We start from the raw sequence: 9,020 nt of genomic DNA, 5'->3' as shown, positions 1-9,020 counted from the left end.
AGATGTGTATAAGAGACAGGCGGACGTCACCGGTGCGTCGTCAGCCGATCGACTGCTCGACCTGGTCCTGCGCGGTCTGCAGGGCCGACTTGATGTCGGAGTCCGAGACCGTGCCTCCGGTGGCGATCTTGGCGAACATGTCGTTCATCGCCTTGCCGACGGTGTTCTCGAACTGGTCCTCGGCCGGCACCAGCGGCAGCGGCTTGGACATCTCGTTGTAGATCTTCTGGAAGGTCGCCGCCTCCTCCGCGTTGTCCGTGAAGGTCGCCTTGGCGCCGTTCAGCATCGGGAGCGTCGCGAAGGGCTTGCCGAGCGTGGCCTGGGTGTCCTCGCTCGTCATGTACTTCACGAACTTCAGCGCCGCGTCCTTGTTCTTCGTGTTCTTGAAGATCGACAGGTTGATACCGGCGACGTGGCTGGCGACCGGCTTGCCGCCCTCGGGCGACGGGAACGGCACCACGCCGTACTGGTCCGACTTCATGCCGTTGGCGACGATCGACGAGTCGGCGTTGTTCTGGCTCAGGATCATCGCGACCTTGCCGGTGGCGAAGTCGTTCACCGCCTGCACGCCGTTGTCGTACTGCGCGTTGGAGGTGTTGACGACCTTGTCGGTCTGCATCAGGTCGAGGTAGCGCTTGATGCCGTCGACGTTCTCGCTGGTCGTGAAGGTCGGCTTGCCGTCCTTGTCGAACCAGGCGCCGCCGTTCTGCGCCGAGTTGATGAACGCGAAGTGCGCGTTCTCGGTGTAGCTGCCGGCCGCGAGCGAGAAGCCGTAGGTCGAGCCGGTGGTGACCTTCTTGGCCGCAGCGACCAGCTCCTCCCACGTCGTCGGAGGCTGCACGCCGGCGTCGGTGAACATCTTCTTGTTGTAGTAGAGGCCGTACGCCAGGCCGTACAGCGGGACGCTCGTCACGGTCTCGCCGGACGCGCCACCGGTCTCGAGCGCGGTCTTGACGAACTTGTCCTCCCCGCCGATCGCCTTCATCTCGGAGTCGCCGAACGGGAGGAACGCGCCGGTCGCCTGCAGCGACGCCGCCCAGGTGTTGCCGATGTTGAGCACGTCGGGGCCCTGGCCGCTGGTGACCGCGGTCTGGATGCGCGTCTGGAGGTCGTTCCAGCCGATCACCTCGAGCTTGACCTTGATGCCGGTCTGCTTCGTGAAGTCGTCCAGCACCGGGGTGAGGACCTGCTTGTCGTTGTCGAGGCTGGTGCCCTGGTTGCTGGCCCAGTAGGTGATGGTCGATCCCGACCCCGACGATCCCGAGCCGCCCGATCCGCTGCATCCGGCGACCACGAGCGAGACCGCGGCGGCGATGGCCGCGGCCGCGATGGCGCGTTTCCTCATTGTGACTCCTTCGTCTCTTGATGGGGAGCCGCAGGCACAGGGCGAGAACCGGCGTCGGCGGCTGGGCCGAGCATAACTGAACCGGTTCAGTGCTTGTCAAGCATTTTCGGCGAGTGTTTTCTGCCCTCGACCGGGGGTCAGCACCGGCTCCGGCGCGGAGTCCGCCGCCGGCACGCTCGTCGACCGCACGACGAGCCGGCTCGGCCGCGCCCGGTGCACGGAGGCGGGGAGGCCGTTCAGCTGATCCAGCAGCATCCGCGTCGCCCGCCTGCCCTGCTCCTCCGCCGACCGGTCGAGCGCGGTGATCGGGCGCGAGCCGAGCCGGCACAGCAGGGAGTCGTCCCACGCCGCGAGGGCGACGTCGTCGCGCCCCGCACTCGCGAGGGCGGCCTGCGCGCCGTGGGCGAGGAGGTCGTTCGAGGTGATGATCGCGGTCAGCTGCGGGTCGGCCGCGAGCCGGCGGCCCGCGATGCGCTCCCCCGCCGCCATCGAGTAGTCCGAGGTCTCGAACGCCACCGTCATGCCCGCGTGCGCGGCCTCGGCGGCGACGGCCGTCCGGCGGTCCTGCTCGTGCTCGAACTCGCCCGGGCCCAGGATGTGCAGCACGCGGCGGTGCCCCAGCGCGGCCAGGTGCCGCACCAGCAGACCGGCGTCGCCAGCGGCGTCGTAGCGCAGCACGCGGCCGGGCGCGACCTCCTCGCGGTTGCCGTGCAGCACGAACGCCAGCCCGAGCTCGTCGAGCAGCCGCGGCCGCGGGTCGTCGATCGTGATGTCGAACAGCATGACGCCGTCGACCCTCCCCTCGGCGCTCCAGCGGCGGTACACCGCGACGTCCTGACCGGGGGCGGTGCCGACCATGCGCAGCAGCAGGGACTGCCCGGTCGCCGAGAGCTCCGCCTCCACCCCGGCGAGCAGGCTCATGTAGTACGGCTCGGTGCCGAGCAGCTCGGGGTCGCGGCGCAGCACGATGCCGATGGTGTCCGAGAGCGACCGCGACAGCGCCCTGGCGCTGGAGCTGGGGTGCCAGCCGAGCTCGTCGGCGAGCGCGAGCACCCGGTCCCTGGTCTCGGCGCTGACCCCCGGCTGGCCGTTGAGGGCGTAGGAGACGGACGCCTTGGACAGCCCCAGGCGCTCGGCCAGGCCGGCGATCGTCACCCGTCCCGCAGTCGACACCGCGTCTCCCTTCGCGTGCGTGCGGGGACAACGTTACAGTCCCGGCCCGCCCTCGATGCCAGCGGGTCCGGCTATCGTGGCAGCATGACCGAACCAGGGGACGGCCGCGTCGCTGTCTACATCGACTTCGACAACATCGTCATCTCCCGCTACGACCAGGTCCACGGTCGCGGCTCCTTCATGCGCGACCGGCAGCGGTCGGCAGGAGGCCAGCCCAAGCCCGCGTTCGCCGCGCGGCTCGCCGAGGCGCGGGTCGACCTCGGCGCCGTGATCGACTTCTCCTCGTCCTTCGGGACCCTCGTCCTGACCAGGGCGTACGCCGACTGGTCGGCCGCGGTCAACGCCGAGTACCGCGGGCAGCTCGTGGGCCGCGCCGTCGACCTCGTCCAGCTCTTCCCCGCCGCCGCCTACGCCAAGAACGGCGCCGACATCCGGCTCGCGGTCGATGCGGTGGAGGATCTGTTCCGCCTCCCTGAGCTGACCCATGTCGTGATCGTGGCCGGCGACAGCGACTACGTCCCGCTGGCCCAGCGGATCAAGCGGCTCGGCCGCTACGTCGTCGGGATCGGCGTGGCCGGCTCCACCGCGCGCTCGCTCGCCGCCGCGTGCGACGAGTTCGTGAGCTACGACGACCTGCCCGGCATCGCCAGGGACGAGGCGGCGGAGTCCGTCGACGCCGTCCCCGCCCCGGAGGTCGTCGCCTCCGCCGAGGACGACGACTCGACGCCTGCGGCGAGGACGTCGCGCCGCTCGGCCGCGTCCGCGTCCGCCGGTCGGACCTCCGCGCCGGCAGAGGAGTCCGCGGCCGACGACGCGCCCGACGACACGCCAGACGACACCGCCGACGAGCAGGTCGCCGCCGACGAGCAGGAGGCCGCGACCGAGGCACCCCCGCAGAAGGCCAAGCGCAGCCGCCGCCGCCCGGCCGAGGTTCCCGAGGAGCCGGCCGAGGAGCCGGCAGAGGACTCCCAGGTCGTCGCCACCCGCCTGCTCGCCCGCGCGATGCAGCTGGGCCACGAGAAGGACGACTCCGAGTGGCTGCACGCCGGGCAGGTGAAGAGCCAGATGAAGCGCATGGACCCGTCCTTCAGCGAGAAGGCGCTCGGCTACCGCTCGTTCAGCGACTTCGTGAAGTCGCGCGACACCCTGGTCGAGCTCGACGACAGCTCCACCGCGCAGCTCATCCGGCTCGCCCCCACCCGGCCGCGCCGCGCCCGGCACAGCGGACGGATCAGCGACCCGGTCCGCCCCTCCTGACGCGGCGCCGGCGACATCCAGGCGACGCCCAGCCACCGGGCGTTGACTCGCGCGCATGGCAGAACGACGCATGGCCCGACAGTGGATCGCGACGCAGCCCGGCGCTCCGGAGACGTGGGAGTTCGCGGAGCGGGAGGTGGCGGAGCCCGGGACCGGAGAGGTCACCATCCGGGTGCGCGCCGCCGGCGTGAACCCCGCGGACTACAAGCACGTCGCGTCGCCGCGTCCGGGCGCCTCCTACCCCGTCCCGATCGGCTACGAGCTGGCCGGGGTGGTGACAGCGATCGGGCCGGACACCGAGCTCGCGTCGGGCGGCGGGGCCGTCGGCGACGAGGTGGTGGCCTTCCGGGTGCAGGGCGGCTACGCGACCGAGCTGACCGTCCCCGCGAAGGACGTCTTCGCCAAGCCACCGCGCCTGGCCGACGAGGAGGCCGCCAACCTCCTGCTCGCCGGGACGACCGCCGCCCAGATGCTCCACGTCACCGACGTGCGCGAGGGTGAGACCATCCTGGTCCACGGCGCGTCCGGCGCGGTCGGCGTGAGCATCCTGCAGCAGGCGGCCGAGCTCGGCGCACGCGTCATCGGGACGGCCAGCGAGGAGAGCTTCGCCCGCGTCCGGCGGTTCGGCGGCCTTCCGGTCGCATACGGCCCCGGCCTGGCCGAGCGGGTGCGCGAGGCCGCCCAGGGCCCGGTCGCCGCGGCCCTCGACACGGTCGGCACGGACGAGGCGGTCGACGTCTCGCTGGAACTCGTCCCCGACCGCCTCCGCATCGTCACCATCGTCGCCGCGCAGCGCGCCGAGAAGGAGGGGTTCCACGCCGTCTTCGGCGCGCAGCCCGAGAGCCAGCGCTACCGCGACTCGGTCCGGGCGTCGCTGCTGGAGCTCGCCGGCGCCGGGCGCCTGCAGGTGCCCATCGCGCGCACCTACCCGCTGGCCGAGGCGCCGGAGGCGCTGCGCTTCCTGGCCGAGGGGCACCCCGGCGGCAAGATCGCCCTGCTCCCGTAGCCGCGGACAGCGCGCTCTCCCCTTCGCTCGCCGCCTTCGACCCGCGGCGCGCGTCCTGCGCGCGAACGGCTACGACACCTGCAGCTCCGTGGTCGCCGGCCACGGGCACACGAGGAAGGCGTGACCCTCGTCACGCTGCATCGCATGCTCCGTCAGCCCACGGCCGCAGAGCGGGCACATGGCCGTCTGCGTCTTCGGGGACTCCTGCTCGTAGGGTCCGAGCGGGGGTGGACCGAAGACCGGCAGCAGTTTGGCGTCCAGCCATTCCGCCGCCCGCCCGGCGCGCATGCCGAGCCGGCCCTCCACCTTCACCATGCCTCCATGGTAGGTCCGGGAGGGGCTAACGCTCTTGGTAGTTTCCGGCCTCGGCCTCGTCCTCGCGCATGACGAACATGCCGCCCGTGCGCTGGCTGGTGTGCAGCAGCGCCTCCATCCAGCGGTCGTTGAGCTTGGGCGGGCGGCTGCCGTTGAAGACGAACGCCATCGGCACCTCCCGGCTGACCCAGAGGCTCATCCGGCCGCCGCCCTGCTCCGGCGGGATCTGCCAGTTGAGCAGGAAGCTCTCGTGCCGGCGCAGCTTGGTCACGATCGCGATCTTGACGTGCGACAGCGTGCGGTCGTCGAACTCGTACTCCTGCGTGCCGCCGTAGATGAGCCGTCCCATCGCGTCAGGCCTCCTTCTTGCGCGTCCGCGCGGCGCGGTACGTCCCCTCGGGCAGCTCCTCCCGGATCTCGGCGCGGATGTCGTCGTCGAGCATCAGGCCGCTGTTGCTGTTCGCCTTGTCGGTGAGGATGCCCAGCCACTCGCGGTTGAGCTCGGGGAGGCGCGGACGCGCGAACACGAACTGCACGCTGATCGACGGGTCGAGCCACACCGACCGCAGCGTGCCCTCCTCGCTGCTCGTGCGGTCCATCCAGATCAGGAGGAAGCCCTCGCGGCGGCGCAGCTTGGTCGCGATGACGGCCTGCAGGTGGGCGAGGACGCGGTCGTCGAACGTGAATCCGTCCGCACCGTCGTAGATCAGGGTTCCCATCGAGTCCTCTCCGAGACCAACTTTTCCCATCCGGCCGCGCGTCGTCAAGTCGTGGTGTGCGCTCGGCGTAAAGTCCGTGCATGGACGCTCTCACGCGAACCATCAAAGCGGCCCTCCTCTACGAGGACGGCGTCACCCTGGACAGCGTCGTGGTCGTGCCCCTGATCGGAGGCTGTCCGCCGGGTGAGATCCGCGTCGCCACCCTGTTCGCGGGCGCCCTCGCGTACGACGTGTACGAGCTCGCGGACGACGAGGAGTACTCGGCCATGCCGGCGTATCCGTACCGCTCCACCATTCCGGTGACGACCGACGACCTGGGCGACCTGGACGACTGAGTTTCTGCGGGCGAGGTCCGGGCGGGGCCCGAGCGAGGTCCGGGCGGGCCGCGCGCTCCGGCCGGATTAGGCTGGCCGGGTGACCGATCCCGCCGACGCCGACCGCGCCCGGCCGCGTTCGGTGGGTGCGGCGGTAGCGGCGCTCAGCCTGGGCACCCTGCTGAACCCGCTCAACTCGTCGATGATCGCGGTCGCCCTGGTGCCGCTGCAGCACGACTTCGACGTCGACGTCACGACCGTCACCTGGGTCGTCACCGCCTTCTACCTCGCGTCGGCGGCCGGACAGCCGCTCATGGGCCGGCTCGCCGACCGCTTCGGCCCGCGCCGCCTGTTCCTGTTCGGGATGCTGGTCGTGGCGCTCGCCTGCGCGCTGACGCCGTTCGCGACCTCGTTCGCGGCGGTGTGCCTGGGCCGGGTGGCCCTCGCGATCGGCACGGCGCCCGCGTTCCCGTCGGCCATCGCCATGCTGCGGTCGCTGTCGTCGGCGAGCTCGGTCGGCACGCCCCGCCTGCTCGGGCGCATCCAGATCGCCAACACGGCCGGGGCCGCCGTCGGACCCGTGCTGGGCGGCCTGCTCGTGACCTTCCTCGGCTGGCAGGCGATCTTCTGGGTCAACGTGCCGCTCGCCGCTCTGGCCTTCGCGGGCGTGTGGATGGCCGCCCCGCGCGACGCCGAACGCGAGCGCACCCCGCTCTCCCGCACCCTGATCGAGTCGGACATCCCCGGCATCCTGCTGTTCATCACGACGCTGACGGCGCTGCTGGTGTTCCTGCTCGACCTGCACCCGCGGCCGCTCTGGTGGCTGCTGCCGATCGCGGTTCTCGCCGGAGCGGGATTCATGTGGCGCGAGCTGCGCACCCGGACGCCGTTCCTCGACCTACGGCTCCTCGCCGCCAACCGCCGTCTGATGACGATCTACCTCTGCTTCGCCATCTTCAACGTGGTCTACTACTCGGCGTTCTTCGGCCTCCCGCAGTACCTGCAGTCGCACGGCGGCTACGCAGCGGGCATCGCCGGCCTCCTGATGTTCCCGCTGGCGGCGGTCACCACGGTCGTCACACCGTTCGCCGCGCGGATGATCGAGCGCGCCGGCCTGCGCCCCACCCTGCTCGGCGGCGCGAGCGCCCTGGTCGTCGGAGCCGCGCTGCTCGCCGTGGCGGCGTTCTCGACGGCGCCGTGGGTGGTCCTGCTCCTGACCGCCGCCCTCGGGGTGCCGTACAGCGTCGTCAGCATCGCGATGAACCAGGCGCTCTACGCGTCCGCCCGGCCGGAGGACAGCGGCGTCGCGGCGGGCATCTTCCAGACCTCCCGCTACGTCGGCGCCATCGTCGCGACGACCCTCCTGGGCGTGCTGTTCAGCGCCGGGACGACCCCGGGCAGCTGGCTGACGGCCGTGACGGTCGCCGCCGCGCTCGCGGTCGTGCACCTCGTGCTGCTCGTCTTCGCGCGGCCGCGCTCGGGCGGGCGCGCGGCGGGAGGCGCGGAGGCTGCGGGGGCGTAAGGAGGGCGGCGCTCCGGCCGGCGGCGCGCTCACGCCACCGGCGCGCTCACGCTACCGGCGGGCTCACGCCACCGGCGCGCTCACGCCACCGCTGCGGTAGCCACCGGGGCGGAGTCGCGGCCCTGACCGCTGCGCGGGCAGCGCGGGTTCACGCACACCGGCACGCTCGCCACCACCCAGCTGCCGCCGAGCGACGGCACCAGCCTCCGCTGCGCGGCCAAGCGCCCGCCGCATCCGGCACAACATCCAGCGTCCACCGTCATCGCGATCACCCCGTCCCCATCGGCTCGCATCGCACCCTCCTCCATGCTCCGCCCCGGCGGCGAGCGGCGCAAGGTCCGCTGGTGCCACGGGGCGGCGGACGCCCCTACAATCCACGCATGGTGCTGTGGCCGGACGTCGAGCAGCTCCTCGTGCAGCTGGGACTCCTGCTGCTGTCCTTCGTCCTCTCGGCGCTCATCGGCATCGAGCGCGAGCGCCGGCTGAAGAGCGCGGGCCTGCGCACCCACATCCTCGTCGGCCTCGGCTCGGCCCTGTTCACCCTGGTCTCGGCCTACGGGTTCATCGCGCTCGGCCTCGGCCCGACCGATCCGTCGCGAATCGCGGCGCAGGTGGTCACCGGCATCGGCTTCGTCGGCGCCGGCGTCATCTTCGTCAACCGCGGGAACGTCGTCGGCCTGACCACGGCCGCCTCGATCTGGGTCACCGCCGCGGTCGGGATGGCGTGCGGCGCGGGCCTGCCCATCCTCGCCGCCGCGGGGACGGCCCTCCACCTCCTCACCGTCGGCTCCCTCCCGATGGCCGAGCGGGTGCTGCGCCGCACGACGGGCATCACGCTCACCGTGCGGGTCCTCCGGGTCGGGACGTCGGTGCGCGACGTGCTCGACCGGTGTGCCACCAGCAGCACGAAGACACGCATCGACGAGCTGCGGGAGGCGGGCGACGGGGCCGCTCTGGAGTTCTCGATCCGGGTGCGCGGTCGCCGGACGGAGGCCAACCACCTGGTCGCGGAACTCGCCGAGATCGACGGGGTGACGGGCATCACCGCCGTCGACGACCGGGCCGTGTGACCGTCCGGCGGGTGCCCGACGGTGTCCGCCATGGCCGGGCGCTCGCGCTCGCTGCTCCGCAGGCCCGCGGCCGCCGGGTACGGTCGTTGCGTGGATATCGACGTTCCCACCTCCCTCGGCCCCGGCCGGCTCGTCGTTGCTGCCGCCGCCGAGCCGCGCGCCGCCCTCTGGCTCGGCCACGGAGCCGGAGGCGGGATCGGCGCGACCGATCTGACCGCGCTCGCCGAACGGCTCCCCGAACGCGGCGTGACGGTGCTGCGCTACGAGCAGCCGTGGCGCGTTGCGGGTCGGCGCGTGGC

Annotated in this window: 11 protein-coding genes and 1 pseudogene; 6 read left to right on the top strand and 6 right to left on the bottom strand. The window is 72.1% G+C overall.

Annotated elements, in window-relative coordinates; all coding sequences use genetic code 11:
• Positions 1 to 40 precede the first annotated feature (40 nt).
• Both ACR9ZG_RS16400 and ACR9ZG_RS16395 read right to left on the bottom strand, forming a co-directional pair.
• On the bottom strand, positions 41 to 1,345 hold the full coding sequence (locus tag ACR9ZG_RS16400) for an ABC transporter substrate-binding protein (protein ID WP_481285919.1): 1,305 nt from the start codon (positions 1,343 to 1,345) through the stop codon (positions 41 to 43).
• A gap of 96 nt (positions 1,346 to 1,441) precedes the next feature.
• On the bottom strand, positions 1,442 to 2,518 hold the full coding sequence (locus ACR9ZG_RS16395; protein WP_481285918.1) for a LacI family DNA-binding transcriptional regulator: 1,077 nt from the start codon (positions 2,516 to 2,518) through the stop codon (positions 1,442 to 1,444).
• 84 nt (positions 2,519 to 2,602) lie between these two features.
• Between ACR9ZG_RS16395 and ACR9ZG_RS16390 the strand changes: the two genes are divergently transcribed.
• Both ACR9ZG_RS16390 and ACR9ZG_RS16385 read left to right on the top strand, forming a co-directional pair.
• A complete protein-coding gene (locus ACR9ZG_RS16390) occupies positions 2,603 to 3,775 on the top strand; it encodes an NYN domain-containing protein (RefSeq protein ID WP_481285917.1) in 1,173 nt (390 codons plus the stop codon).
• A gap of 55 nt (positions 3,776 to 3,830) precedes the next feature.
• On the top strand, positions 3,831 to 4,781 hold the full coding sequence (locus tag ACR9ZG_RS16385) for a quinone oxidoreductase family protein (protein WP_481285916.1): 951 nt from the start codon (positions 3,831 to 3,833) through the stop codon (positions 4,779 to 4,781).
• 69 nt (positions 4,782 to 4,850) lie between these two features.
• On the opposite strand, the gene ACR9ZG_RS16380 is transcribed toward ACR9ZG_RS16385, so the two are convergent.
• The 3 genes from ACR9ZG_RS16380 to ACR9ZG_RS16370 are packed head-to-tail and all read right to left on the bottom strand — an operon-like array spanning position 4,851 to position 5,815.
• Positions 4,851 to 5,096 carry a hypothetical protein gene (locus ACR9ZG_RS16380; protein ID WP_481285915.1) on the bottom strand — a complete coding sequence of 82 codons (246 nt, stop codon included), beginning with the start codon at positions 5,094 to 5,096 and terminating at the stop codon, positions 4,851 to 4,853.
• 25 nt (positions 5,097 to 5,121) lie between these two features.
• Positions 5,122 to 5,445 (bottom strand): DUF7882 family protein, encoded by a 324-nt coding sequence (locus tag ACR9ZG_RS16375; protein WP_481285914.1) that lies wholly within the window; start codon positions 5,443 to 5,445, stop codon positions 5,122 to 5,124.
• A 4-nt stretch (positions 5,446 to 5,449) separates the two neighbouring features.
• Complete coding sequence (locus ACR9ZG_RS16370) at positions 5,450 to 5,815, bottom strand: DUF7882 family protein (RefSeq protein ID WP_481285913.1); 366 nt, start codon at positions 5,813 to 5,815, stop codon at positions 5,450 to 5,452.
• An 80-nt stretch (positions 5,816 to 5,895) separates the two neighbouring features.
• Here ACR9ZG_RS16370 and ACR9ZG_RS16365 point away from each other — a divergent pair, with 80 nt between their 5' ends.
• Positions 5,896 to 6,150 carry a hypothetical protein gene (locus ACR9ZG_RS16365; protein WP_481285912.1) on the top strand — a complete coding sequence of 85 codons (255 nt, stop codon included), beginning with the start codon at positions 5,896 to 5,898 and terminating at the stop codon, positions 6,148 to 6,150.
• 79 nt (positions 6,151 to 6,229) lie between these two features.
• On the top strand, positions 6,230 to 7,651 hold the full coding sequence (locus tag ACR9ZG_RS16360) for an MFS transporter (protein ID WP_481285911.1): 1,422 nt from the start codon (positions 6,230 to 6,232) through the stop codon (positions 7,649 to 7,651).
• Positions 7,652 to 7,731: 80 nt separating this feature from the next.
• Here ACR9ZG_RS16360 and ACR9ZG_RS16355 read toward each other — a convergent pair whose 3' ends face one another.
• Entirely contained in the window at positions 7,732 to 7,944 is a 213-nt protein-coding gene (locus ACR9ZG_RS16355) for a hypothetical protein (protein ID WP_481285910.1), read from the bottom strand.
• Positions 7,945 to 8,031: 87 nt separating this feature from the next.
• Here ACR9ZG_RS16355 and ACR9ZG_RS16350 point away from each other — a divergent pair, with 87 nt between their 5' ends.
• Together ACR9ZG_RS16350 and ACR9ZG_RS16345 are read left to right on the top strand one after the other, a co-directional pair.
• Positions 8,032 to 8,721: an MgtC/SapB family protein gene (locus tag ACR9ZG_RS16350; protein ID WP_481285909.1), complete on the top strand. Its 690-nt coding sequence runs from the start codon at positions 8,032 to 8,034 to the stop codon at positions 8,719 to 8,721.
• 90 nt (positions 8,722 to 8,811) lie between these two features.
• Positions 8,812 to 9,020: pseudogene (locus tag ACR9ZG_RS16345) on the top strand (hydrolase); the annotation flags it as partial.

This window comes from Leifsonia sp. KNZ12-8B (assembly GCF_056755495.1).
Note: the sequence above shows the minus strand (reverse complement) of the source record. Positions and strands in the feature narration are given on the sequence as shown.